This is a genomic window from Microbacterium sp. 4NA327F11 (assembly GCF_005503465.1).
In the GTDB taxonomy this organism is placed as follows: Bacteria; Actinomycetota; Actinomycetes; order Actinomycetales; family Microbacteriaceae; genus Microbacterium; species Microbacterium ginsengisoli.
Genome location: NZ_SCOB01000011.1, coordinates 35,640 through 60,335, shown reverse-complemented (window position 1 = coordinate 60,335; position 24,696 = coordinate 35,640). Strand labels below are relative to the sequence as shown.

Below are 24,696 nucleotides of genomic sequence, written 5' to 3'. Positions count from 1 at the left end.
ACTGAGGAAGCTTCATCCGTCTTCCGAAAGGTGCACCGTGCCTTCACACCGCCGCCTTCGCTGGGTGGCGATTCCCGTCGGGATCGCCGTGGCCGTCTCCCTCGCGGGATGCTCGCCCACCGAGCTTCACGGTTTCCTTCCCGGCTTCACGGAAGACGGCACACCGGCCACCAACCACACCGACATGGTGGCGGCGCTCTGGGTGAACTCCTGGATCGTGCTGCTCGCGGTCGGCATCATCACGTGGGGCCTGATGCTGTGGGCGATCATCGCCTACCGCCGGCGCAAGGGGCAGACCGGCCTCCCGGTGCAGCTGCGGTACAACATGCCGATCGAGATCTTCTACACGATCGTGCCGCTCATCCTCGTGCTGGGCTTCTTCGCCTTCACGGCGCGTGATCAGAACATCCTCGAGACGCAGTACGACAACCCGCAGGTGTCGATCACAGCGATCGGCAAGCAGTGGGCGTGGGACTTCCAGTACGACGGCTCCGACCCGAAGGGTGCCGACGACGTCTGGACGATGGGCATCCAGGCCCAACCCGACGCGCAGGGCAACATCGACCAGTCGCAGCTGCCGACCCTCTACCTCCCGGTCAACGAGACGGTGAAGATCACCCTTCAGTCGCGCGACGTCATCCACTCGTTCTGGATCGTCGACTTCCTCTACAAGAAGGACCTCTTCATCGGCAAGGACAACTCGTGGTCCTTCACTCCGACGCGCGAGGGCACCTACGCCGGGAAGTGCGCGGAGCTCTGCGGCGAGTACCACTCGATGATGCTCTTCAACGTCAAGGTCGTCAGCCAGTCCGAGTACCAGACCTACCTGGCCTCGCTGAAGACCAAGGGTCAGACCGGCCCGATCGATGCGGCGTACGACCGCCTCAACAACCTGCCGGGCACCGGCGCTTCGAGCGAGGGGAACAACTGAGATGGCGACGACGCTTCCGCTCCAGGAGCAGGGTGCACCCCGCGCCCGCACCCTCCCTCCCCGCCAGGCGGCGCTGCTGAGCAGCTCCCGCGTGGAGGAGAAGGGCAACATCATCGTCAAGTGGGTCACCTCCACTGACCACAAGACCATCGGGTACATGTACCTGATCTCGTCGTTCATCTTCTTCCTGCTCGGCGGCGTGATGGCCCTCATCATCCGCGCCGAGCTGTTCGAGCCGGGCATGCAGATCCTTCCGACGAAGGAGCAGTACAACCAGCTCTTCACGATGCACGGCACGATCATGCTGCTGATGTTCGCGACGCCGCTGTTCGCGGGCTTCGCGAACGCGCTGCTGCCGCTGCAGATCGGCGCTCCCGACGTCGCCTTCCCGCGTCTGAACGCGTTCGCCTTCTGGCTGTTCCTGTTCGGCTCCACGATCGCCGTCAGCGGCTTCCTGACGCCGGCGGGTGCGGCATCCTTCGGATGGTTCGCCTATCAACCGCTCGCGAGTGCCTCGTTCACGCCCGGAGCCGGTGGAAATCTCTGGATGCTGGGGCTCGGCCTCAGCGGTTTCGGAACCATCCTCGGCGCGGTGAACTTCATCACCACGGTGATCACGATGCGTGCCCCGGGCATGACGATGTGGCGCATGCCGATCTTCTCTTGGAACGCGCTGATCACGAGCATCCTCGTGCTCATCGCGTTCCCCGTGCTCGCGGCCGCGATGCTCGCCGCCGCCGCCGACCGCGTGCTCGGCGCGCACATCTACGATCCCCACAACGGCGGCGTGCTGCTGTGGCAGCACCTGTTCTGGTTCTTCGGACATCCCGAGGTCTACATCATCGCGCTGCCGTTCTTCGGCATCGTCTCGGAGATCTTCCCCGCGTTCAGCCGCAAGCCGATCTTCGGGTACAAGACGCTGATCTACGCGACTATCTCGATCGCGGCGCTGTCGGTCGCGGTGTGGGCGCACCACATGTACGTCACCGGTTCCGTGCTGCTGCCGTTCTTCGCGCTGATGACGATGCTCATCGCGGTGCCGACGGGTGTGAAGATCTTCAACTGGATCGGCACGATCTGGCGCGGCTCAGTGACGTTCGAGACGCCGATGGTGTTCTCGCTCGGCTTCCTCGTCACGTTTGTGTTCGGCGGCCTGACCGGAGTCATCCTCGCGTCGCCGCCGCTCGACTTCGCGCTGTCCGACTCGTACTTCGTCGTCGCGCACTTCCACTACGTCGTGTTCGGCACGGTCGTGTTCGCGATGTTCGCCGGCTTCTACTTCTGGTGGCCGAAGTGGACGGGCAAGATGCTCAACGAGCGCCTCGGGTACGTGCACTTCTGGCTGCTGTTCATCGGCTTCCACACCACGTTCCTCATCCAGCACTGGCTGGGCGTCGACGGGATGCCGCGTCGCTACGCCGACTACTCGGCTGCCGACGGATGGACGTGGGAGAACCAGCTCTCCACGATCGGCTCGATGATCCTCGCCGTCTCCATGATCCCGTTCCTCCTGAACGTCTGGATCACGGCGCGCAAGGCTCCGCGAGTGACCGTCAACGACCCGTGGGGCTACGGAGCGTCGCTCGAGTGGGCGACCAGCTGCCCTCCGCCGCGCCACAACTTCACGTCGATCCCGCGCATCCGCAGCGAGCGTCCGGCGTTCGATCTCAACCACCCCGAGGCGGCGCTGCCGGTCGGTGTCGGTCCTGCGAAGGATGCACCCGATGCCCCCGTCGTCGACCTCGCCTCCGGAGAGGTGAAGTAACCCATGAAGACCAACGTCGGACTGTGGTGGCTGCTCGTCGGCTTCTTCCTGTTCATCACGATCGTCTACACCGGCTGGAACATCCTGGCCCACCCCCAGCTGCCGTGGTACAACGCGGTCGAGTGGGTCGGTTCGGTCGCGCTGCTGTTCGCGAGCGCCATGGCTGCCATGATCGCCTTCTACACGCAGCGCGTGCTCAAGGCTCAGGGCGGCGACCTGCCCGAGGACCGGCTGACCGCCGACATCGACGACGGCGACCCCGAGATCGGCGAGTTCAGCCCCTGGTCGTGGTGGCCCATCGTCCTCGCGGCGTCCGGTGCGATCGCCGTCATCGGTCTCGCGGTCGGCAGTTGGATGGTGCCGGTCGGGTTCGCAGTGTTCCTGGTCGCCATCGTGGGCTGGGTCTACGAGTACTACCGCGGCTACTTCGCGCGCTGAGGTCCATGGCACTGCGTTTCGACGCGGCCGCGGCCTCTGACATCGGCCCGCATCGGTCGACGAATCAGGATGCGGCGTACGCTTCGGCGTGGGCGGCTCTGGTCGCCGACGGCGTCGGCGGCGGCCCGTCCGGCGACCTGGCCTCGGCGGCCCTCGTGCATCGTGTCGTTGCGGGAGGACCGTCGGCTGCTGCGGAGCCCCAGCGCCTCGCCGACCATCTCAGGGTGGCGAACTGGGACCTGCGCGCCCATGTGGAGCGCGAGCCGGAGCTCGCGGGGATGGCCACGACGTTCACGGGGGTCTTCGCAGCTGCGGACGGCTCGGTGCTGCTCGCACATTCCGGCGACTCCCGGGCCTACCTGCTGCGAGATGGCGAGCTGTCCCAGCAGACCAGGGATGACTCGTACGTGCAGGCGCTGGTCGACCACGGCGTGATCTCGGCATCGGATGCCGCGACGCACCCTCGCCGCAACCTCATCACCGCGTCGTTCGCGGGAGCCGAGGGGGACGCTGCGGCGATCGGCGAGTTCGACCCTCGCGAGGGCGACCGCTGGCTGCTGTGCAGCGACGGTCTGAGTGACTACGTCCCGATGGACGACGTCGTACGCGTCCTGCGGACGAGTGCATCACCCCGCGCAGCGGCGGACGCGCTCGTCGCCCTCGCGCTCGAGGCGGGCACGATGGACAACGTCACCGCGGTGGTGTGCGACATCCGTCTCGACGAGCCGTCGCCCGCGCGGGAGGGCTCTTTCGTGGGAGCGGCCGCCGAGCGCTTCCAGGAAGGATTGGATGCCGCGGGCTGATCGCTCGCTCACTCGACCGGCGCGCGCACGACCATGACCAGCGGGTCGAACGTGCGCGGGAGCGGCCCCTCGTCGTTCTCGACCGGCTGCCCCTCCCGGACCCAGTACTCGTAGCCGCCGATCATCTCCCGCACCTCGTAGCCGAGCGCGGCGAACTCGCGGGCGCCCCGCGCGCCGGCGTTGCAGCCGGGGCTCCAGCAGTAGACGACCACGGGTGTGTCGAGGGGGATCTCCTGCCGTGCCCGATCGGCGATCTGGCGATAGGGGAGGTGCACGGCTCCGGTGACGCGCCCTTGCTGCCAGGCCTCGTCGCCTCGTACGTCGACGAGGACGAACCGCTCGCCGGCGCGCTGCGCCGCGTAGACGTCGGAGGGATCGGTCTCGTGGCGGAGGCGGGCGTCGAAGTAGTCCGTGCTGGTCATGGTCCGACCGTACCGAGCTGGGAGGTGCGCGCCCAGTCGCGGGTCCGCCAGGGGGCGGCGGATTTGCGCCAGAGCAGACATGAGGGAACTCTCATGTGCGGCGGGTGGCCGCGGCATCCCCTCCGCGTTACCGTCAAAGCTGAAAGACCATTCAGGTGTCGATGGTGACACCGTGACGGGACGACGACGTCCCAGTGAAGGAGATGCCATGCGCGCATCCACGCCCCCTCCCACCCGTCGACGCGGGAGTCTCGCCACCCTCACCGCGGCACTCGCGGCCGCCGTACTCGTATCCGTGGGCCTCGTCGCGGCATCCGCCCCGCCCGCCAGTGCCGCGTCAGGGACCTGGTCGACCGAGACCATCGCCGGCATGTCGGTGCGCCTCTATACGCCCGCCACGGCCGCCACCGCCGGTGCCGGACGCGCGCTGATGATCAGCCTGCACGGCTGCGTGCAGAAGGCCGCCGACCTGCAGCAGAACGGCAACTGGACCGCCACCGCCGACCGCTACGGCATGGTCGTGGCGCTGCCCGACGCGCCGAACGGGGGAGTCGTGCTCGGCTGCTGGGACTATTACGACACGAACCACTCCTCGAGCGCGCCGGCCCGCCACGACGACAACCTGCTCTCGCTCGCCCAGACGCTGTCGGCACGTGCCGCGCTCGGCATCGACCCGGCGCAGGTGTACATCTCGGGGCTGTCGTCCGGCGGTGGCGAGACGATGGTGATGGGATGCCTCTTCCCACAGGTCTTCGCAGGTGTCGGCATCAACGCGGGCCCGACAGTGGGCACCACGTCGAGCCAGATCGGTTCCGTCGCCACGACGCAGGCCCAGGCGACCCAGACGTGCCGTGCGTTCGCGGGAACGGGAACGGCAGGCTTCGCGACGCAGCTCGCCTCGATCGTCTACGGCAGCAACGACACCACGGTGGCTCCCGGTTACGACACGCTCAACGGGCAGGTCCTCGCCGGAATCTACGGAGCGAGCCACACCTCGACGTTCTCGCTTGCGGGCCTCGCCGGTACGAACACGCAGGGAAGCGGCACCCTGTACAGCGATGGGACGGGGCCGCGCGTCTCGGTGATCCAGAACACCGGGCTCGGACACAACTGGCCGGCCGGCGCCGGCTCGGGAGGGACGTACATCTCGGCCAACAGCATCGACTACCCCGCCTACGTCACCTCGTTCTTCTTCGCCAACAACCGCCGCATCGATCGGTCGGCCACCCCGACTCCGACACCGTCGCCCACCGGGTCTGCGACGCCCACCCCCACCCCGACGCCGATCGATGGTTCGTGCGTCACCGCGACGAACGCCGCCCACAAGGCGGCCGGACGCGCGACGAGCTACGGGGTGAACCCCTACAACCCGTACTACGCCCTCGGCTCGCTGGCATACATGGGACAGGGTGATGCGACGACCACCTCGCTGCAGCGGCAGTCGGCGACATCCTGGACCGTCGTCGCCACCTGCGGCTGAGGCATCCGCACCGACGGCGAGGGCCCCGGGACCGCGTGGTCCCGGGGCCCTCGCCGTGCCCGAAGGCTACTTCTTGGGGTTCTCGTCGTCTTCCGCGAGGACCGAGGTCGGTCGAGCGGGGATCTCGCCGTGCTGCTCGTCAGCGGGGCGCAGCGGCGCCTCCGGGTGACCGGCACGCTCGTGCGAGGCCTGGATCTCGGCGTCCTCCTCGTGCGCGAGGTGCTCGAGCTCGTGGTGCTGATGCGCCACCGCCTCCTCGAGCTCGGTCTGGGTGACGGGCGCGAGCCGGTCCTCGAAGAACCAGCGCGACAGCGACGCACGGAACTTCTCGTGCCACGGGATCTGGCCCTGAGCGTTGGGACGCACCACCAGCGGCGCGGCCGTCTCGTAGCCCACGAGCTTCCAGCGCTCGTACTCGTCGAGCGGCTGGTGCACCTCGATGAACTCACCACCCGGGAGGCGGACGATTCGTCCGGACTCGTAGCCGTGGAGAGCGATCTCGCGGTCCTTCTTCTGCAGCGCGATGCAGGTGCGCTTCGTGACGAAGTACACGAGGATCGGGCCGAGGATCAGCAGCGCCTGGAGGGTGTGGATGACCCCCTCCATCGTGAGGGAGAAGTGCGTTGCGATGATGTCGGAGGATGCCGCTGCCCACAGCACCGCGTAGAACGTCACACCCGCCGCGCCGATCGCCGTGCGGGTCGCCGCGTTGCGGGGACGCTGAGCGATGTGGTGCTCGCGCTTGTCGCCGGTGATCCACGCCTCGATGAAGGGGTAGATGGCGACGAGCACGATGAAGACCACCAGCACCAGCAGCGGCAGGATGATGTTGAACGACCAGGTGCGGTCGAGCCAGACGAACTCGAGGTGCGGCGGCACGAGACGCAGGGCGCCGTCGGCGAAGCCGATGTACCAGTCGGGCTGCGTGCCGGCCGACACGGGAGAGGGGTCGTACGGTCCGTAGTTCCAGATCGGGTTGATCGTGAACAGGGAGGCGATCAGCACGATCACGCCGAACGTGATGAAGAAGAACCCGCCCATCTTCGACGCGTACACCGGAAGCATCGGGAAGCCCACCACGTTGGAGTTCGTGCGTGCGGGGCCGGCGAACTGGGTGTGCTTGTTGATGATCATGAGCACGAGGTGCAGCGCCAGCAGACCCACCAGGATCGCCGGCAGCAGCAGGATGTGCAGCGTGTAGAGGCGTCCGACGATGGCCTCGCCCGGGAACTCGCCGCCGAACAGCAGGAACGAGATCCACGTGCCGATGAGGGGGATGCCCTTCACCATGCCGTCGATGATGCGCAGACCGTTGCCCGAGAGCAGGTCGTCGGGGAGCGAGTAGCCGGTGAATCCCTCGCCCATCGCCAGGACGAACAGGATGAATCCGATCACCCAGTTCAGCTCGCGGGGCTTGCGGAACGCCCCGGTGAAGAACACGCGCAGCATGTGCACGCCGATACCGGCGATGAACACGAGTGCTGCCCAGTGGTGGATCTGTCGGACCAGCAGACCGCCGCGCACGTCGAACGAGATGTGCAACGTCGAATCCAGCGCCGCGGACATCGAGATGCCCTTCAGCGGGATGTAGCTGCCGTTGTAGTGCACTTCGGCCATCGACGCCTGGAAGAAGAACGTCAGGAAGGTGCCGGACAGCAGCACCACCACGAAGCTCCACAGCGCGATCTCGCCGAGCATGAACGACCAGTGGTCGGGGAAGATCTTGCGACCGAGCTCCTTGACGAGGCCCGACAGGCTCGTGCGCTCGTCGATGTAGTTCGCCGCGGCGCCGACGAAGCGGCCGCCCAGAGGCTTCTCCTTGGACTCCGCCTGGAACTCAGTGGTTGCGGATGCGGTGCTCAATGACGCTCCCAGAAGCTCGGGCCGACGGGTTCGTGGAAGTCGCTCTGCGCGACGATGTAGCCCTCGCTGTCGACGGCGATCGGCAGCTGCGGCAGCGGACGCGCCGCCGGGCCGAAGATCACCGCGGCGCCGTTCGACACGTCGAACTGCGACTGGTGGCAGGGGCAGAGCAGGTGATGCGTGAGCTGCTCGTACAGCGCGACGGGGCAGCCGACATGCGTGCAGACCTTGGAGTACGCGACGATGCCGTCGTACGACCAGGACTTGCGGTCATCGGCCTCGTGCAGCTGGTCGAGCGGAAGGCGCATGAGGAGCACGATCGCCTTGGCCTTCTCGTCGAGGTAGCCGTCGGCGTGCGACAGCTGTGCGAGGGGCTCGGGAATGACGTGGAAGGCGGAGCCGATGGTGACGTCCGACGCCTTGATCGGAACGCCGCTCGGGTCGTGCGCCAGACGCATGCCCTGCTTCCACATGGTGTGGCTGAGGGCTTCCACCGGGTCGACGTCCTGAGGTGCGAGCCCGCGGAAGAGGGTGATGCCCGGCAGGATCGAGGCGATGACGGCGGCGAACAGAGAGTTGCGGATCATCGCGCGCCGGCCGAAGCCGGACTCCTCGTTCGCGGCAGCGAATGCGGCGACCGCGCCCTCGCGCGTCGTGTCGCGACCGCGCGTGGCGTGACGGGGCTCGATGTGCTCCTTGTCCGACATGATCGCCTTGGACCAGTGGATCGCGCCGATGCCGATCGCGAGCAGGGCGAGGGCGATGCCCAGGCCGACGAAGAGGTTGTTGTCGCGCACCGCGATGAGCGAGTGGTCTTCGATCGGGAAGAGCATGTACGCCGCGATGGCCCAGATGGAGCCGGCGAGCGACAGGTAGAACAGGATGTAGACCGTGCGGACGGCCCGCTTCAGCGCGGCCGGGTCCTTGTCGGTCATCCGCTCACGGTGCGGCGGGAGGCCCGGGTTGGTCACCGGGTCCGTCTCGGCCACGGCGAGACCGCTCGACGGCTTCCAGGAAGCCCTCTCGTGCTCGAGCGGATCGACCTCGTGTGCCATGGTGCTCCTCGTACGTTACGTCTGCTGTGCTGTGTTGGTGCGGGTCAGTTGGACTTCGCGGTGATCCACACCGTGATGGCGATCAGGGCGCCGATTCCGAAGATCCAGATGAACAGACCCTCAGAGACCGGGCCGAGCCCGCCCAGGTCGTAGCCGCCCGGCGAGTCGTTCTGCTGCAGGTAGAGCAGGGCGGAGATGATGTCGCGCTTGTCCTCGGGGCTCAGGTTCATGTTGTTGAACACCGGCATGTTCTGCGGTCCCGTGACCATCGCCGCGTACATGTTCAGCGCCGTCGTGGAGTGCAGGCTCGGGGCGTACTTGCCCTCGGTGAGCGCGCCGCCGGCACCGGCCACGTTGTGGCACATGGCGCAGTTGATGCGGAACAGTTCCGCACCGTGCGCGACATCGCCCTGACCGTCGAGGATCTGCGACTCGGGGTAGGTGGGGCCGGGGGAGACCGACTGCACATAGGCCGCGAGGGCTGCGATCTCGTCGTCGGTGAACTGCACCGGCTTCTGCGGAGCCTGCGGCGAATTGGCCTGCATGGGCATGCGGCCGGTCGAGACCTGGAAGTGCACGGCGAGCTCGCCGACGCCGAGCAGCGACGGTCCGTTCGCGGTGCCCTGGAGGTCGAGACCGTGGCAGGTGGCGCAGTTCGCCTGGAAGAGCTTCTTGCCGTCGTCGACGGTGAGGGTCGACGCCTTGGCGCTCGTGCTCGTCTGGTCGGTGGTCGCGGCGACGGCTGCCGAGGCGCCGGCGTAGATGCCGCCGGTCAGCAGGAGTCCGATTCCGATCAGCGCGGCAGCGGCCAGGGGGCTGCGACGGCCTGCTTTGCGGGGCTTGGGGGTTCGTGCCATGAAGGTGCCGCTCCAGTTACTTCAGGAAGTAGATGACGCCGAACAGCACGAGCCACACGACATCGACGAAGTGCCAGTAGTACGAGACGACGATCGCCGTCGTCATCTCCTTCCGGCCGAAGTTCTTGACCGCGTAGGCGCGACCGATCGTCAGCAGGAAGGCGATGAGGCCGCCCGTGACGTGCATGGCGTGGAAGCCGGTGGTCAGGTAGAACGCGGAGGCGTAGGCGTTGGCCGTGATGGGCATGCCCTCGGTGACGAGCTGGGCGTACTCCCACACCTGACCGGAGACGAAGACCGCACCGAGCGCGAACGAGAGGAAGAACCACTCGGTCATGCCCCATCCGAGGATGCCGCGCTTCTTCGTCGAATACGGCTGCAGGCGCTCGGCGGCGAACACACCCATCTGGCAGGTCACCGACGAGAGCACGAGGATGACCGTGTTCACCGTCGCGAAGGGGATGTTCAGGTGAGCGCTGTTCTCGGCCCACAGCTCCGGCGACGTGCTGCGCAGCGTGAAGTAGATCGCGAACAGGCCGGCGAAGAACATGACCTCGCTACCGAGCCAGACGATGGTTCCGACGGCGACAGGGTCGGGGCGCTTCACTGTGCGCAGAGCCTGGGAGTACGTCGCTGGGGTCGTCACGCTCCCCATTATGACCGATGTTGCGGGCCGAGTATTGCACCCGCGAGGTTGGCGGAGCCCGTGGCGCGACTGAGGGAAACCTAAGTAGCAGCGGCGAAGCGCCTTCGGAAAACCGAGGTGCGGCGTGCACGCTGCCCGCCCTGCCGCGGCGGGGCCCGACCGGCCGCCTTCAGTAGGATCGAAGCCGTGTCGACCTCTCCCTCGTGGCCTTCGATCCTGACCGCCCTCCTCGCCGGCGAGAACCTCAGCGTGTCGGAGTCGACGTGGGCCATGCAGGAGATCATGGCGGGACGCGCGACCCCCTCCCAGCTCGCCGGATTCCTCGTCGCCCTGCGCGCGAAGGGTGAGACCGTCGACGAGGTCGTGGGCTTCCGCGACGCGATCCTCGACGCCGCCCTTCCGCTGCCCGTACCCGCCGCCGTGCTCGACATCGTCGGCACCGGCGGAGATCGTTGGGGCACGGTCAACATCTCGTCGATGTCGGCCGTCGTGGCCGCGGCATCCGGAGTGCCGGTGGTCAAGCACGGCAACAAGGCCGCCAGTTCCAAGTCGGGCTCGTCCGACGTGCTCTCGGCCCTCGGCGTCGATCTCACCCTCGCGCCCGACGAGGTCGCCGAGGTGCTCGGCGAGGCTGGCATCACGTTCGCCTTCGCGGCCGCCTTCCACCCCGGGTTCCGTCACGCCGGTCCGACGCGGGCGGAACTCGGCATCCCGACCGTCTTCAACTTCCTCGGACCGCTCTGCAACCCGGCGCGGGCCGAGGCGAACGCCGTCGGCGTCGCGACTCTCGACCGCGTGCCGCTGATCACGGGCGTCTTCCGCACCCGCGGCGCCACCGCGCTCGTGTTCCGCGGCGACGACGGGCTCGACGAACTCACCACGACCGGCCACAGCCGCATCTGGGAGGTCTCGCTCGGCGATGTGCACGAGCACGACCTCGACCCGCGCGACATCGGCATCCCGCGCGCTCGCATCGAGGACCTTCTGGGCGGCGACCCCGTCCACAACGCGGACGTCGTCCGCCGCACTCTCTCCGGTGAGACCGGTCCGGTGCGGGACATCGTGCTGCTGAACACGGCCGCCGGCATCGTCGCCTACCGTCTGTTCCAGCAGCCCACCGAGGCCCACCGGCCGATCCTCGAACGGCTCGCCGAGGCCGTGGAGCTCGCCGGAGCCGCCATCGACGACGGGCGCGCGACCGCGACGCTCGAGCGCTGGGTCGACGCGACGCAGCGTCGCTCGGCCTGACGGCGCGCCGCTCAGCCCTGTTCTGTGCCGGTCGGGTCCGCTCAGCCCGCGGTCGCCCCCAGGGCGTCCGCGGCGCGACGGAACGACGTGCCGATGCGCCAGGTCTCCACGAACGCGGCGCTCTCGTCGGGGTCGGGAACGTGGAGTCGCTGCGGCCGGGGGAGGGGAAGGTCGCGGACGACCCGCACCACGGTAGGGGCGACGGCGAGGTAGTCGGCGCCCGCGAGCACCTTCTTCGCGACGCCGGGGGTCATGCCGCGTGTCCCGGCGGCGGCCGCGGTGATTCCGGCGAGGTCGCCGTGGGCCGCGAGCAGCGTCGCCGCCGATTTCTCCCCGATGCCGGCGACGCCGGGCAGCCCGTCCGAGGAATCGCCGCGCAGCGTCGCGAAATCCGCGTACTGGCCGGCGTGTACGCCGTAGCGCGCCACGATGTCCGCGTCGCGCAGCTGTTCGAGGTTCGACATGCCGCGTGCGGTGTAGACGACCGTCACGTCCGCGTCGTCGTCGATGAGCTGGAAGAGGTCGCGGTCGCCCGTCACGACGTCGACCGGCAGGCCCGCGCCGGTCGCGAGGGTGCCGATCACGTCGTCGGCCTCGTGCTCGGCCGCACCGACGATCGGGATGCCGAGGCGCGTGAGCGCCTCGCGGATGATCGGCACCTGGCGCTCGAGCGGATCGGGCACCTCCTCCACGTCGGTGCCGCCGGCCACCTCCGCCACGACGCGGTGCGTCTTGTAGCTCGGAATCAGCTCGACGCGCCACTGCGGACGCCAGTCGTCGTCCCAGCAGGCGACGAGGTGCGTCGGAGAGTAGAGCGTCGCGAGGCGCGCAATCGAGTCGAGGAGGCCCCGCACGGCGTTCACCGGCGTGCCGTCGGCGGCGGTCACGGACTCCGGCACCCCGTAGAACGCGCGGAAGTAGAGGCTGGCGGTGTCCAGGAGCATGAGTCGATCGGATGCCGCGGCCACGTCGCGTCCCTTCGTCAGGCGCGCTCGGTCAGGGAGAGATGCACGCGCTTCAGATCCTCCAGCATGGCGCCGACCAGAATCCACTACGGGCCCGGCTGCACCAGTTCCAGCGGCGCGGTCAGCGCGGGCTCCTCGGGCGCGGCATCCGCCTGCTCGCCCGTCAGGCGCACGTCGTGCGCGACCCGGCGCAGCTGCACCGCGATCGCCGGCAGAGCGGGGTCGGGTGTGGCGTCGTCGCTCGCGTGGTCGTAGACGGCGCGGGTCATCCCGATCAGCTGCGTCACGATCGGGGTGAACACGTCGAGGTCATCGCGGAGGGCGGCGACCTGGGTGCGCAGGCTGCGTCCGCGCGGATTGAAGGTGAGCGATTCGGATGCCGCGGCGAGCGCGTCACTGGCCCGGCTCTGCACCGGGCGCAGCAGTCGGGCGCCGATCATGAGTTCTTCGCGACCCGCTGCCGTGGGTGGGTGATCGAGGGCGTCGGCGAGCCGCTCGAATGAGAGGGCGAGCTCTTCGCGCAGACGTCGCACCTGCTCCCGTGCCGGCGCGAGCGCCACCGGGGGCACGATGGCGAGGTTCGCGATGATGCCGACGATTGCGCCGATCACCGTCTCGATGATGCGGTCGACCGCGTACTCGGGTGTGGTCGCGCCGAGGGAGAGGACGAGAATCGCGCTGATCGCGATCTGGTTCGCCGTGCCGACGGTCATCCGCAGCGACCAGGCGAGGAGGAGGCCGACGGCGGCGGCGACAAGGACGACCGCGGTCGCACGGCCGAACGCGATGCCGAGCACCGAGGCGAGCACGACGCCCGCGATCACGCCGACCGAGCGCTCGATCGCGCGGGCGACCGACTGATTGAGGCTCGGTTGCACCACGAGAAGCGCCGCGATCGCCGCGAACACGGGAGCGGGGCCGTGGACGAGCCAGCCCGCGAGCAGCCATGCGACGGCGACGGCGACGGCCGACTTGCCGACCTGCAGGAGGGACGGGCGGGTGGCTGAACGCACGTCGAAGGCGGTGGGCACGGGACGCATCACGGTTTGCGTGCGCGCACGGCGGCGGAGGCGGCCGTCGCCGTCATGCCGAGATCGCGCTCGGGGAAGACGATGTCGAATCCGTTCCAGGTGCGCCGAGTGGCCTGCAGCGACTCGACGCTCACCCCCCGAGGTCGTTGGGAGAGGTAGGCATCGGCGCTGCGCAGGCGGATGCCGAGCGCGGGCCCGGCGACACCGACGCGGTCGATGTCCCGCCAGGCGAGGCTCGCGCCGTCGCCCAGACGGATGCCCGCGTCGTCGACGCGAAGCAGGCGACTGCGCCGCCATTGGCCGATGAGCGAGTAGCCGCCGCCGACGCCGAAGACACCGACCGCAGCGACGCCGACGACGAGGGCTGTCAGGTTCTGCTGGTTCAGCAGCACGATCACGATGCCCATCGCCGCCGCGATCACACAGGCGATCGCGAGGATCACGAGCCGTCCGCGGGGGCCGATGATGACGAGAGGAGGGCGGACGTCCGACACGAGTCCAGCATAGGCACGGTTGTGCATAAGTGTGTGACTTATATTTTCGCCATATAAGTCATAGACTTATGGCATGTCCTACGCGGTGACCATCGATATCGTCGGCTCACGATCGCTCCACGACCGTCCGGCAGCCCAGCGCGCCATCGATGACGCCCTCGAGTTCGTCGATCAGGACGTCCCGCCGCTCACCGCGGTGCGGCCCACCGTCGGCGACGAGCTGCAGGGCGTCTACGCCGGCCTCGACGACGCCCTCGCCGCGACCCTCATCCTGCGCCTCGCGCTGCCCGACGAGGTCGACTGCCGATTCGGTCTCGGTGCCGGAGACGCCGGCCGGGTACCCTCGCGCCGCGCGAGCGAGCCGGAGCTCGGCATCTCCGAGGGAAGTGCATGGTGGGCGGCTCGCCGTGCCATCGAACGTGCGCACGCTCTCCCGGCGTCGGGTGTGGCGGGCGGCCGATCGTGGTACGAGGGGCCGGGTGCGGCATCCGTCAACGCCTATCTGCTCACGCGCGACCAGATCGTGTCCACGATGACCGGCCGTGCGCGCCGTCTCGCCCTCGGGGCGTGGCGCGGCGAGCGCCAGGCCGACCTCGCTCGCCGTGAAGGCGTCAGCCAGTCCGCGGTGTCGCAGATGCTCGGCCGATCGGGCGGAGCGAGTCTGGTCGCCGGACTCCATCTCCTGCGCAGCGGGTCTAGCGTGGATCGCGACGCCTGACCCGCCGAGGAGCACCATGACCGTCGCACTCACCCCCGCTCAGCGCCGCCTGCTCGACGCGCCGAACTACGGGGCTCTCGGCACCGTGCGACCCGACGGCGTCGTGCAGGTGAACCCGATGTGGTTCCTGCTCGACGGGGACACGATCGCGTTCACGCACACCACACGCAGACAGAAGTTCCGCAACCTGCAGCAGAACCCCGCGATGGCGCTCATGGTGTTCGACCCCGACCACCCGTACTCCTACGTCGAGCTGCGCGGAGAGCTCGTCGAGGTGCGCCCCGACCCGGGCGGCGACTTCTTCGTGGTGCTCGGCAAGCGGTACGGGAACGCGGACCAGCAGCCGCCCGCCGATCGGGCCGACCGGGTCGTGCTCGTCATGCGCATAGACGCCGTCGGCGGGCAGTGACCCCGACACATCCTCGTCATCTGGGCGCGGCATGATGTCCGGGTGACTCTCCCCGCAACCTCCCTCGATGCCTCGCTGCCCGAGTGGCTGCTGACTCTGCTGCCCGAGCTCCCCGACGTCCTGCCGACCGCCGAGGAGCGGATGGACCTCGTCAACGACCTCGCCGACCGCAACTGGCGCGCCGGCAACGGCGGCCCGTTCGCCGCGATCGTCGTCGACGCCGACTCGAGCCGGCTGGTATCCGTCGGTGTCAACGTCGTGCTGAGTTCGGGCATCAGCGGGATGCATGCCGAGGTCATGGCGCTGGGGCTGGCACAGCGCACCCTCGGCCGCTGGGATCTGGGCGAGGGCGGCGCCCAGCTCGAGCTCGTGGTCAACTGGCGCCCGTGCGTCATGTGCTACGGCGCCACGATGTGGAGCGGCGTGCGCAGCCTCGTGGTCGCCGGCTCCGGTCCCGAACTCGAAGAGCTCACCGGTTTCGACGAGGGTCCTGTCGTCACCGACTGGGACGCGCAGTTCGAGGCGCGCGGCATCCGCGTGCGCGAGGGCGTGCGGCGCGCCGAGGCCCTCGACGTCTACCGCGCCTACGGCGCCGCCGACACCCTCGTCTACAACGCCCGCGGCCTCGCCGAGTAGCCGTCGGGCAGCCGGCGGTCGCCTGCGCCGGGCGTAGGCTCGGAACATGCTCGCCACCGTGATCCACGACGCCCGCGACATCCGCGTCGAGAACGTGCCCGACCCGACGCTCTCCACCGGAGGCGATGCCATCGTGCGGGTCGTCGCAGCCTGCGTCTGCGGCTCCGACCTCTGGCCGTACCGCGGTGTCGTGCCGACCTCCGAGCCGCATCGCATCGGACACGAGTTCATCGGCGTCGTCGAGGCCGTCGGCCCCGACGTCACGAGCGTCGCCGCCGGCGACTTCGTCATCGCGCCCTTCTACGTCTGCGACGGCACCTGCGTGAACTGCCGCAACGGCGTCAGCACCTCGTGCCTGCACGGAGGCTGGTGGGGCAGTGACGACCAGGTGGGCGGCTTCGCCGACGGCGGCCAGGGCGAGTACGTGCGCGTGCCGCTCGCCGACGGAACGCTCGCCGTCGTGCCCGGACCCGTCACGGAGGATGAGATCCCCGGACTCCTCACCCTCAGCGACGTCATGGGGACCGGCCACCACGCCGCCGTGTCGGCGGGCGTGCAGCCCGGGGACAGCGTCGCGGTCGTCGGCGACGGTGCCGTGGGTCTCTGCGCGATCATCGCGGCGAAGCGACTCGGGGCCACCACGATCATCGCGATGTCGCGTCACGCTGATCGGCAGGCGCTCGCCCGCGAGTTCGGTGCCACTCACATCGTCGAGGAGCGCGGCGACGCCGGGATCGAGGCCGTGCGTGCCCTGACCGGTGGGATCGGCGCGGACCGCGTGCTCGAGTGCGTCGGCACCAAGGAGTCGATGGACCAGGCGCTGCGCTCCGCGCGACCCGGGGGCATGGTCGGCTACGTCGGCGTTCCCAACGGCGGTCCGGAGCTCCCGGTGCGCACCATGTTCAACCGCAACGTCGGCGTGAACGGCGGTGTCGCCCCCGTGCGCGGCTACATCGACGAGCTGCTTCCCGACGTGCGCTCCGGAGCGATCCGACCGGGCAAGGTCTTCACCCTGCAGCTCCCGCTCTCGGAGGCCGCCGAGGCCTACGCCGCGATGGACGAGCGTCGCGCGGTCAAGGTGCTGCTGCGGCCGTGAGCCGCGGCATCCGATCGTCTCGAACCGACCCCGCGGGGTCAGGCACGCGCCGCGACCGCGGCGACGTCGACGCCTGACGGCAGTGCGCCGAACAGCGCGCCCGCGGCGGGTTCGTCGCCGAGACGGCCGGCGATGAACGCGTCGGCGACCGCGGCGGGGGAGTGCCGGGCGATGAGCGAGGCCTCAAGGCTGAGCGCGAGCGCGCCGACCAGGGCGCGCGCCGAGATGTCGGCCGAGGCCGGGTCGGCGACGGCCGCCGCCACGCGCGCGCGGGTGCGATCGAGGTGGGCATCGAGCAGAGCGGACGCCCCGCGGGCGCGTCCCACCTCGTGGTCGAACGCCTCCCAGGTCTCGGGCTCGCGCACGAGCGCGCGCAGCACATCGAGGGCGATGACGTTGCCCGACCCCTCCCAGACCGCCATCACCGGCTGCTCCCGGTAGCGCCGTGCGAGCGGGAAGGCCTCCGTGTAGCCGTTGCCGCCGAGGCATTCGAGCGCCTCATAGGCATGGGCGGGGCCGCGCTTGCAGATCCAGTACTTGGCGACAGGGGTGGCGAGGCGGCGGAACGCGATGGCCGCGGCATCCGCGTCGTCGTCGTAGGCGCGCGCAAGGTGCAGTGCCGTGATGGTCGCGGCCTCGGTCTCGAGCTGCAGGTCGGCGATGACCGCGGTCATCGCGGGCTGGTCGATGAGCGTGCGGCCGAACGCCGCGCGGTGCCGCACGTGCCACGCCGCCTCGGCGACCGCCTGTCGCATTCCGGCGGTCGACCCGAGCACGCAGTCGAGGCGGGTGCCTGCGACCATGTCGATGATCGTGCGCACGCCGCGTCCCTCGTCGCCCACGAGCACCCCGACGGTGCCGTCGAACTCGATCTCGCTCGACGCGTTCGCGCGGTTGCCGAGCTTGTCCTTCAGGCGTTGGATCGCGAACGGGTTGCGGGTGCCGTCCCGGAGCACGCGCGGCACGAGATAGCAGCTCAGTCCACCCGGCGCCTGTGCGAGCACCAGGAAGCCGTCCGACATCGGTGCGCTGCAGAACCACTTGTGGCCGGTGAGTCGGGCGGTGCCGGAGGCTGCGGGCGTCGCCCGCGTCGTGCCGGCCCGCACATCCGAGCCGCCCTGCTTCTCGGTCATCGCCATGCCGAACAGCGCGCTCGACTTGCCCGCCCGAAGCTCCGGCTCGTACGCGCGGGAGTGCACCCGCGGCATCCAGTCGGCGCCCACCTCGGGATGCTGGGCGAGCACCGGCGCGACCGCGTGGGTCATCGACACCGGGCAGGCGTGGCCCGGCTCCACCTGCGCGTACAGCATGAACGTCGTGGCCCGGGCGACGTTCGCGCCGGGACCCGGACGAGCGGATGCCGCGGTGTGCGCGCCGTCCGCGACGGCCGCCGCGATCACCCGGTGGTACGCCTCGTCGTAGACGACCTCGTCGACGCGGTTGCCCCACCGGTCGTGGGTGACCAGCTGCGGCTCCCGCACGTTCGCCCGTTCGGCGTCGGCCTGGAAGGCGGCGGCGCCCACGCGGCATCCGGTCGTGTGCAGGTCGTCGACGTGCGCGCCCGCATCGAAGCGGACCACGGCCTCGACGAGAGCGACGTTCGTGCCGAACTCGTCGAGATCCGTGCGCGGCGGCGCCTGATTCGTCACGGTGTGGGTGGCCACGGTGTCTCCTTCGCCTCGTCGCGTCGGTCGTGCGAGTCGAGGCTATCGGGGTCGGTCGCCGCCCGCGCCGCGCGGGTCGGTCAGTGCCCGCGCGACGTCGTCAGGAGGCCGGCGTCCAGGTGGAGACGCGGTCGAGCTCCGCGACCTCGGCCGCGGTCAGCTCCACACGGGCGCCGTCGAGCAGGTCGGGCACCTGCGCGACCTGCGATGCGCTCGCGATCGGCGCGACGACCGTCGGTTGCGCACGCAGCCAGGCCAGTGCCGTCGCCGCGATCGAGACGCCGTGGGCGGCGCCGATGCCCTCGAGCGCGTCGATGATCGCGAGACCCTGCGTCGTCGCATACTTCGCCGCGCCCTGCGCGCGGGGCGAGGCCTGGCCCGCGGCATCCGTCGACCGGTACTTGCCCGTCAGGAATCCGCTCGCGAGCGCGTAGTACGGCACGAGACCGAGGTGGTTGCGCTCGGCGACCGGGATGATGCCCGCCTCGACGTCGTTGCGATGCACGAGGTTGTAGTGCGGCTGCACCGCGACGGGCAGGGCGACGCCGGTCTCCGTGGCGATGTCGATCCACTGCTGGATGCGCTCGGGCGAGTAGTTCGAGACGGCGACGTAGCGCACGAGACCGTCGCTGACGAGCGCGCCGAAGGCCGCGACCGTCTCCTCGAGCGGCACGGTCTCGTCGTCGAAGTGCGCGTAGTAGAGGTCGATCGCCTCGACGCCGAGTCGGCCCAGCGACGCCTCGGCGGCGGCGCGGACGGTACTCGCGGCGAGTCCGCGGAAGTCGGGGTGCTGGCTGACCTTCGTCGCGACGGTCACGCCCTGTGGCTTCCGGTCGGCGAGCCACGCGCCGATGATCGTCTCGCTCTCGCCGCCGCTGTTGCCGGGCACCCAGGCGCTGTACGAGTCGGCGGTGTCGATGAAGTCGCCGCCGCCTGCGCTGAACGCGTCGAGCACGGCGAATGAGGCGTCGCGGTCGGCCGTCCATCCGAACACGTTGCCGCCGAGGGCGAGGGGGAGGATGTCGAGGTCGCTGGTTCCGATGCGCGTCATACTCGCGACAAGGCGGGCGGGCCGGGCGGTATTCCCGGGATGTCTCCACGATGACGCCGGATGTCGCGGCCGCCCCGGCGCCGTACGATGGCTCGGTGCCCCACGCCAAGATCCTCCTCTTCTACCGGTTCGCGCCGCTCGCGGACCCGGAGGCCGTGCGTCTGTGGCAGCGCGACCTGTGCGAGTCGCTCGGGCTGCGCGGGCGCATCCTGCTCTCGACCCAGGGCATCAACGGCACCGTCGGCGGCGATCTCGCCGCGATGAAGCGCTACGCGCGCAAGCTCAAGGAGTACGCGCCCTTCCGCGGCATCGACCTGAAGTGGTCGGAGGGCACCGGCCTCGACGCCGACGGCCGCAGCCTCGACTTCCCGCGCCTGTCGGTGAAGGTGCGCGACGAGATCGTCACGTTCGGCGCGCCGGGAGAGCTGCGGGTCGACGCGGATGGCGTGATCGGCGGCGGCACCCACCTCACGCCGGGCGCCCTGCACGACCTGGTGGCGCGGCGCGGAGACGACGTCGTGTTCTTCGACGGACGCAATGCCTTCGAGGCAGAGATCGGCCGATTCCGTGGGGCGATCGTGCCGGATGTCACCACCACCCGCGACTTCGTCGCCGAGCTCGACTCCGGTCGCTACGACCACCTCAAAGGCAAACCCGTGGTGACGTACTGCACCGGCGGCATCCGCTGCGAGGTGCTGTCGAGCCTGATGGTCGCCCGCGGATTCGGCGAGGTGTACCAGCTCGACGGTGGCATCGTGCGCTACGGGGAGAGCTTCGGCAACACCGGCCTGTGGGACGGATCGCTCTACGTCTTCGACGGACGCGGCTCGGTGTCGTTCGGCGAGCGGCCCGCCGTGATCGGCGCATGCGCCGCCTGCGGTGCGCCGGAGTCCCGCATGGTCAACTGCGCCGACGACGCCTGCAAGGTGCGGGTCGTGCAGTGCGCCGCCTGCAGCGAGACGGATGCCGCGCGGTGCGCGTCGCACGCCGTCGTCGCCGCCCGCTGAGCTTCCTCGTCCACCCCCCCACAAGGAGAACCATGACCACTCAGAACCTCGCCCGCTACGTCGATCACACGCTGCTCAAGCCCGAGGCGACGTCCGCTGATGTGGCGGCGACCATCGCGGAGGCGGCCGAGCTCGGCACCTACAGCGTGTGCCTGTCGCCGTCGGTCATCCCGGTCGAGGTGCCCGAGGGTCTCAAGCTCGCGGTCGTGGTCGGATTCCCGAGCGGCAAGCACCACTCGTCGATCAAAGCGGCCGAGGCTCGGCTCGCCGCGTCGCAGGGCGTCGACGAGATCGACATGGTGATCGACGTGGGTGCCGCGATCGAAGGCCTCTACGACGCCGTCGAGGGCGACATCCGTGCGGTTCGGGATGCCGCGCCCCGGCCGGTGGTGCTGAAGGTCATCATCGAGTCGGCCGCGTTGTCCGATGACGCGATCGTGGCCGTGTGCCAGGCGGCAGAGCGGGCCGGGGCCGACTTCGTGAAGACGTCGACCGGCTTCCACCCGACCGGGGGCGCGACGGTGCATGCCGTGCGCCTCATGAAGCAGACGGTCGGCGATCGCCTCGAAGTCAAGGCGTCGGGCGGCATCCGCACGCGCGAGGACGCCGAGGCGATGATCGCGGCCGGCGCGACGCGTCTCGGGCTCTCGAGCACGCGCGCGATCCTCGCCGACGAGACCGCGGCGGCCGGCTACTGAGCCCAGGCGCTGCGCGGGTCCGGCGGGGGAGTCAGAGCTCGATCTCGTAGTGCACGAATCCGGTGTCGGCGGCGACGCGGTCGTAGAGGGTGCGCGCGGTCGTGTTGCCCTCGGCGGTGAGCCAGTAGACCTTCGCGGCGCCGTGTTCTGCGGCCCAGTCGCGCACGTGCGCGATCAGTGCGCGGCCGGCGCCCGTGCCGCGGGCGTCGGGTGAGACGTAGAGGTCTTCGAGGTAGCAGTAGTCCCCGAGAGCCCAGGTCGAGGCGTGGGTGAGCCAGTGCACGATGCCGATCGGCGTGCCGTCGTCGTCTCGCGCCATCGCGCCGTGCACGGTGGTGCCGGGTGTCGTAAGGGCGGTGAAGGTGGCGTCGCTCACGTCGGCGGCGAGGTCGGTCTCGTAGAACTCCAGGTAGCCGGCCCAGAGCGGCTCCCACGCGGGGCGGTCGTCGGGATGCAGCGGGGAGATCGTGACCATGGCGCCAGCCTAAGGGGGCGCGGCGTGTGGGAACGGAGGGCCTGCAAGACTGGAAGGCGTGCCTGACGAGAACTCCGAGACATCCGCCCGTCGATACGTCGTTGCCACCGACGGCGCGTGCAAAGGGAACCCCGGCCCCACGGGGTGGGCGTGGGTCGGCGAGGACGGCGAGTGGGCCGCGGGATCGCTGCCGGAGGGAACCAACAACATCGGCGAGCTGCTCGCGCTGTTGAACGCGATCGTCGCGCACGCGGATGTCGACGAACTGATCGTGCAGGCGGATTCGAAGTATGCGATCGACACCTATGCGTCGTGGATGGACGGCCACCGCCGTCGCGGCTGGGTCACGAGTGCGAAGAAGCCGGTCGCCAATCGCGACATCCTCGAGCAGCTCATCGCGGCGCGCGACGCCCGCCGGTCGGCCGGCCGTCCGGACGTCGTGCTGGAGCATGTGCGCGGCCACGCCGGCCACCGGCTCAACAGCTGGGCGGACGAGCGTGCGGTGCGTGCGTCGCAGCACGGCGCGGCCGGGGAGCAGCTGGTGTGGACCTCGCATCGGGGTCTCGACCGGTTGGATGTCTCGGTCGACCCGCCGCGCGCCGCCGCGGACCGCGTGCGCCGCTGACGGCGCGCCCCTCGATCACGGTGCGGGAACGGCGCGTTCTGCCGCATGTTCGGCGGTTTTCGGTCATGTCTGAAAACCGCCAGCGTTCTCCCAGCATGGAGTTACAGTCTTACTGAAGGTTCGCCCCTATCGTCGACACGCGGCCCGATGCCGGCGCAGGGTCTGCGGCGGTGACGAACGACGGTCGTTCATCTGACACCGCCGGGGGAGCCGCACGGTCTTCGCCCCGGCCATCTATCGAACGAGACAACTGTGAAGAGAACATCCCTTCGCGCACGCATCGGGCTCGTGGTGACCGCCGTGGTGGTCGCCGCGGTCGCCGTCCCGATCGTCGCGACATCCGCCTTCGCGGACACGACCTGCGCCCCGGCCTGGAGTGCGACCGCGACCTATGTCGGCGGGAACACCGCCAGCAGCAACGGCGTCACCTACCGTGCGAACTGGTGGACCCGGGGCGACGACCCGGTGACGAACAACGGCGCGTCCGGCACCGGCCAGCCCTGGACGTCCCAGGGTGCCTGCGGCGGGAGCACGACGCCCGTCCCGACGTCCTCGCCGACGGCGAGCCCGACTCCCACGCCGAGCCCGACCGGCGCGGCGTGCGTCGCTGCCTGGTCGGCGACCGACACCTACACCGGCGGCCAGACGGCATCCGAAGGCGGCATCGTGTACCGGGCCAACTGGTGGACCCGCGGCGACGAGCCCGCGACCCACAACGGCACCGTCGGCACCGGCCAGCCCTGGACGGCCACAGGCAGCTGCGGTGGCAGCACGCCGATCCCGACGCCGACCTCCAGTCCGACGGCCTCTCCGACGCCGACCCCGACGCCCACACCGTCGACCGGCACGGCGCCCGGCTTCCTGTTCAGCCCGTACAAGGACGCCACCATCTCGATGAACTGGAACACGCTGAAGCTCCAGACGGCTGTCACCGGCACCGCGCGACCGCTGATCGGCGCGGGTGGTGTGCTCGGCAGTTCGGCGACCTCCCTCCGGGCGGTCACCCTGGGCTTTGCGACCGGCACCTGCACTGGCGAGAACTGGGGAGGGGTGGATGCGGCATCCTTCGCGGCCGCGAACATCGCATCCCTCGATGCGGCCGGCGTCGACTACGTCATCTCGACCGGTGGCGCGGCCGGCACCTTCACGTGCGGCAGTGCGGCGGGCCTCACGTCGTTCATCGCGCGCTATGCGTCAAGCCACCTCGTCGGCATCGACTTCGACATCGAGGGCGGTCAGTCGCCGGCGCAGATCTCGAGCCTGGTGGCGTCGGCGGCCGGCGCGCAGAGCGCCTACCCGAACCTGCGCTTCTCGTTCACCCTCGCGACCCTCGCGGCGAGCGACGGCAGCTACGGCGGCCTGAACTCGACCGGAGCCGCGGTGGTGCAGGCCATCCAGGCGTCGTCGCTGACGAACTACACGGTCAACCTCATGACCATGGACTTCGGCTCCGCCTCGGCGACCAACTGCGTCGTCGTCTCCGGCAGCTGCGACATGGGTCGCTCGGCGGTGCAGGCCGCGGTCAACCTGAACCACAGCTACGGGGTGCCGTTCTCGAAGATCGAGCTCACGCCGATGATCGGGGTCAACGACGTGTCCAGCGAGGTGTTCACCCTTGCCGACATCACGACGGTCGCGAACTACGCCAAGAGCGCGGGCCTCGCCGGCGTGCACTTCTGGTCGCTCGACCGGGATGTCCCGTGCGCTACGCCGACCTCGACCGCGTCTGCCACGTGCAACTCGGTGTCGTCAGGCACGTCGTCGCTGGCCTACACCAACGGGTTCCTCAGCGCCCTGAGCTGAGAGACAAGGGGGTGTCCGTGCGCCGGCACGGGCACCCCCTTCCCTCCCGCACTGCGCACGCATACGCGCCCGTCTGGTGGGAGGATCACCGCATGGTCGATCCCCTGGACCCCGGACCCTTCTTCCACGGCACGACGGCAGACCTGCAGCCGGGTGATCTCCTCACGGCCGGGCATCGCTCGAACTACCGTCCCGAGGTGGTCATGAACCACGTCTACTTCACGGCGCTCGTCGACGGCGCCGGGCTCGCGGCGGAGATCGCCGCCGAACTCTCCGGCGACGGCGCCACGCCGAGGGTCTATGCGGTCGAGCCGACGGGAGCGTTCGAGAACGATCCGAACGTCACCGACAAGAAGTTCCCCGGTAACCCCACGCGCTCCTTCCGCAGCGCTTCGTCGCTGCGGGTGCTCGACGAGGTCGCCGACTGGAATCGACTCGCCCCCGACGCGCGTGCCGCGTGGCGGGAGCGGCTCGCGGTGATCCGTGCCGGAGGCGGCGGCGAGATCCTCAACTGAG

At 69.7% G+C, this 24,696-nt stretch carries 26 protein-coding genes; 15 read left to right on the top strand and 11 right to left on the bottom strand.

Annotated elements, in window-relative coordinates; translation table 11 throughout:
- The first annotated feature begins 37 nt into the window (after window positions 1-37).
- Genes ctaC through FFS51_RS08915 form a run of 4 tightly spaced genes read left to right on the top strand, consistent with a single transcriptional unit; the run spans window position 38 to window position 3,937 of the window.
- Entirely contained in the window at window positions 38-931 is an 894-nt protein-coding gene (gene ctaC, locus FFS51_RS08930; protein WP_045247249.1) for an aa3-type cytochrome oxidase subunit II, read from the top strand.
- 1 nt (window position 932) lies between these two features.
- Window positions 933-2,696: an aa3-type cytochrome oxidase subunit I gene (gene ctaD / locus FFS51_RS08925; protein WP_056520048.1), complete on the top strand. Its 1,764-nt coding sequence runs from the start codon at window positions 933-935 to the stop codon at window positions 2,694-2,696.
- A 3-nt stretch (window positions 2,697-2,699) separates the two neighbouring features.
- Window positions 2,700-3,134, top strand: coding sequence for a cytochrome c oxidase subunit 4 (locus FFS51_RS08920; RefSeq protein WP_045247251.1), 435 nt, complete (start codon window positions 2,700-2,702; stop codon window positions 3,132-3,134).
- 5 nt (window positions 3,135-3,139) lie between these two features.
- The gene (locus tag FFS51_RS08915) at window positions 3,140-3,937 is read left to right on the top strand and encodes a PP2C family protein-serine/threonine phosphatase (protein WP_137878135.1); all 798 of its coding nucleotides are present in this window, start codon (window positions 3,140-3,142) and stop codon (window positions 3,935-3,937) included.
- An 8-nt stretch (window positions 3,938-3,945) separates the two neighbouring features.
- Here FFS51_RS08915 and FFS51_RS08910 read toward each other — a convergent pair whose 3' ends face one another.
- Window positions 3,946-4,359 carry a rhodanese-like domain-containing protein gene (locus tag FFS51_RS08910; RefSeq protein WP_137878134.1) on the bottom strand — a complete coding sequence of 138 codons (414 nt, stop codon included), beginning with the start codon at window positions 4,357-4,359 and terminating at the stop codon, window positions 3,946-3,948.
- Window positions 4,360-4,567: 208 nt separating this feature from the next.
- Here FFS51_RS08910 and FFS51_RS08905 point away from each other — a divergent pair, with 208 nt between their 5' ends.
- Window positions 4,568-5,839: an extracellular catalytic domain type 1 short-chain-length polyhydroxyalkanoate depolymerase gene (locus tag FFS51_RS08905; RefSeq protein ID WP_137878133.1), complete on the top strand. Its 1,272-nt coding sequence runs from the start codon at window positions 4,568-4,570 to the stop codon at window positions 5,837-5,839.
- 66 nt (window positions 5,840-5,905) lie between these two features.
- Here the strand turns inward: FFS51_RS08905 and qcrB are convergent, their stop codons facing one another.
- From qcrB to ctaE, 4 genes are read right to left on the bottom strand one after another with little or no spacing between them, the layout of a single operon-like run.
- Window positions 5,906-7,702, bottom strand: a complete 1,797-nt coding sequence (gene qcrB / locus FFS51_RS08900; protein WP_056209930.1) for a cytochrome bc1 complex cytochrome b subunit — start codon at window positions 7,700-7,702, stop codon at window positions 5,906-5,908.
- Window positions 7,699-8,757: a cytochrome bc1 complex Rieske iron-sulfur subunit gene (gene qcrA / locus FFS51_RS08895; RefSeq protein ID WP_045247256.1), complete on the bottom strand. Its 1,059-nt coding sequence runs from the start codon at window positions 8,755-8,757 to the stop codon at window positions 7,699-7,701. Before qcrA ends, qcrB begins: the two co-directional genes overlap by 4 nt.
- Before the next feature lie 44 nt (window positions 8,758-8,801).
- Complete coding sequence (gene qcrC / locus FFS51_RS08890) at window positions 8,802-9,614, bottom strand: cytochrome bc1 complex diheme cytochrome c subunit (RefSeq protein WP_056209929.1); 813 nt, start codon at window positions 9,612-9,614, stop codon at window positions 8,802-8,804.
- A 16-nt stretch (window positions 9,615-9,630) separates the two neighbouring features.
- Window positions 9,631-10,269 (bottom strand): aa3-type cytochrome oxidase subunit III, encoded by a 639-nt coding sequence (gene ctaE / locus FFS51_RS08885; RefSeq protein ID WP_045247258.1) that lies wholly within the window; start codon window positions 10,267-10,269, stop codon window positions 9,631-9,633.
- Window positions 10,270-10,446: 177 nt separating this feature from the next.
- On the opposite strand from ctaE, the gene trpD reads away from it, so the two are divergent.
- Window positions 10,447-11,508 (top strand): anthranilate phosphoribosyltransferase, encoded by a 1,062-nt coding sequence (trpD, locus tag FFS51_RS08880; RefSeq protein ID WP_137878131.1) that lies wholly within the window; start codon window positions 10,447-10,449, stop codon window positions 11,506-11,508.
- Between the two features lie 41 nt (window positions 11,509-11,549).
- Here the strand turns inward: trpD and FFS51_RS08875 are convergent, their stop codons facing one another.
- The 3 genes from FFS51_RS08875 to FFS51_RS08865 form a co-directional block, all read right to left on the bottom strand.
- A complete protein-coding gene (locus tag FFS51_RS08875; protein ID WP_137878130.1) occupies window positions 11,550-12,452 on the bottom strand; it encodes a 5'-3' exonuclease in 903 nt (300 codons plus the stop codon).
- 107 nt (window positions 12,453-12,559) lie between these two features.
- Window positions 12,560-13,504: an FUSC family protein gene (locus tag FFS51_RS08870; RefSeq protein WP_431463228.1), complete on the bottom strand. Its 945-nt coding sequence runs from the start codon at window positions 13,502-13,504 to the stop codon at window positions 12,560-12,562.
- A gap of 8 nt (window positions 13,505-13,512) precedes the next feature.
- Window positions 13,513-13,998: a hypothetical protein gene (locus tag FFS51_RS08865; RefSeq protein ID WP_137878128.1), complete on the bottom strand. Its 486-nt coding sequence runs from the start codon at window positions 13,996-13,998 to the stop codon at window positions 13,513-13,515.
- Window positions 13,999-14,071: 73 nt separating this feature from the next.
- On the opposite strand from FFS51_RS08865, the gene FFS51_RS08860 reads away from it, so the two are divergent.
- From FFS51_RS08860 to FFS51_RS08845, 4 genes are read left to right on the top strand one after another with little or no spacing between them, the layout of a single operon-like run.
- Window positions 14,072-14,716, top strand: coding sequence for a SatD family protein (locus tag FFS51_RS08860; protein WP_056209925.1), 645 nt, complete (start codon window positions 14,072-14,074; stop codon window positions 14,714-14,716).
- Between the two features lie 16 nt (window positions 14,717-14,732).
- Window positions 14,733-15,125 carry a PPOX class F420-dependent oxidoreductase gene (locus FFS51_RS08855; protein WP_045247263.1) on the top strand — a complete coding sequence of 131 codons (393 nt, stop codon included), beginning with the start codon at window positions 14,733-14,735 and terminating at the stop codon, window positions 15,123-15,125.
- A gap of 42 nt (window positions 15,126-15,167) precedes the next feature.
- Window positions 15,168-15,761: a nucleoside deaminase gene (locus FFS51_RS08850; protein ID WP_212742802.1), complete on the top strand. Its 594-nt coding sequence runs from the start codon at window positions 15,168-15,170 to the stop codon at window positions 15,759-15,761.
- Between the two features lie 46 nt (window positions 15,762-15,807).
- Window positions 15,808-16,857 carry a zinc-dependent alcohol dehydrogenase family protein gene (locus FFS51_RS08845; protein WP_056209924.1) on the top strand — a complete coding sequence of 350 codons (1,050 nt, stop codon included), beginning with the start codon at window positions 15,808-15,810 and terminating at the stop codon, window positions 16,855-16,857.
- A 38-nt stretch (window positions 16,858-16,895) separates the two neighbouring features.
- Here FFS51_RS08845 and FFS51_RS08840 read toward each other — a convergent pair whose 3' ends face one another.
- Both FFS51_RS08840 and FFS51_RS08835 read right to left on the bottom strand, forming a co-directional pair.
- Window positions 16,896-18,521 (bottom strand): acyl-CoA dehydrogenase family protein, encoded by a 1,626-nt coding sequence (locus FFS51_RS08840; protein WP_137878127.1) that lies wholly within the window; start codon window positions 18,519-18,521, stop codon window positions 16,896-16,898.
- A 100-nt stretch (window positions 18,522-18,621) separates the two neighbouring features.
- The gene (locus FFS51_RS08835) at window positions 18,622-19,572 is read right to left on the bottom strand and encodes an aldo/keto reductase (RefSeq protein WP_056209922.1); all 951 of its coding nucleotides are present in this window, start codon (window positions 19,570-19,572) and stop codon (window positions 18,622-18,624) included.
- A 50-nt stretch (window positions 19,573-19,622) separates the two neighbouring features.
- On the opposite strand from FFS51_RS08835, the gene trhO reads away from it, so the two are divergent.
- On the top strand, window positions 19,623-20,579 hold the full coding sequence (trhO, locus tag FFS51_RS08830) for an oxygen-dependent tRNA uridine(34) hydroxylase TrhO (RefSeq protein ID WP_137878126.1): 957 nt from the start codon (window positions 19,623-19,625) through the stop codon (window positions 20,577-20,579).
- 32 nt (window positions 20,580-20,611) lie between these two features.
- Complete coding sequence (gene deoC / locus FFS51_RS08825) at window positions 20,612-21,277, top strand: deoxyribose-phosphate aldolase (protein ID WP_137878125.1); 666 nt, start codon at window positions 20,612-20,614, stop codon at window positions 21,275-21,277.
- 31 nt (window positions 21,278-21,308) lie between these two features.
- Here deoC and FFS51_RS08820 read toward each other — a convergent pair whose 3' ends face one another.
- Window positions 21,309-21,752, bottom strand: a complete 444-nt coding sequence (locus tag FFS51_RS08820) for a GNAT family N-acetyltransferase (protein WP_137878124.1) — start codon at window positions 21,750-21,752, stop codon at window positions 21,309-21,311.
- A 58-nt stretch (window positions 21,753-21,810) separates the two neighbouring features.
- On the opposite strand from FFS51_RS08820, the gene FFS51_RS08815 reads away from it, so the two are divergent.
- From FFS51_RS08815 to arr, 3 genes are all read left to right on the top strand, one after another.
- Window positions 21,811-22,377: a ribonuclease H family protein gene (locus FFS51_RS08815; RefSeq protein WP_045247271.1), complete on the top strand. Its 567-nt coding sequence runs from the start codon at window positions 21,811-21,813 to the stop codon at window positions 22,375-22,377.
- Between the two features lie 252 nt (window positions 22,378-22,629).
- Window positions 22,630-24,180, top strand: a complete 1,551-nt coding sequence (locus FFS51_RS08810; protein WP_212742801.1) for a carbohydrate-binding protein — start codon at window positions 22,630-22,632, stop codon at window positions 24,178-24,180.
- 92 nt (window positions 24,181-24,272) lie between these two features.
- Window positions 24,273-24,695 (top strand): NAD(+)--rifampin ADP-ribosyltransferase, encoded by a 423-nt coding sequence (gene arr, locus FFS51_RS08805; RefSeq protein ID WP_045246504.1) that lies wholly within the window; start codon window positions 24,273-24,275, stop codon window positions 24,693-24,695.
- Window position 24,696: the final 1 nt, after the last annotated feature.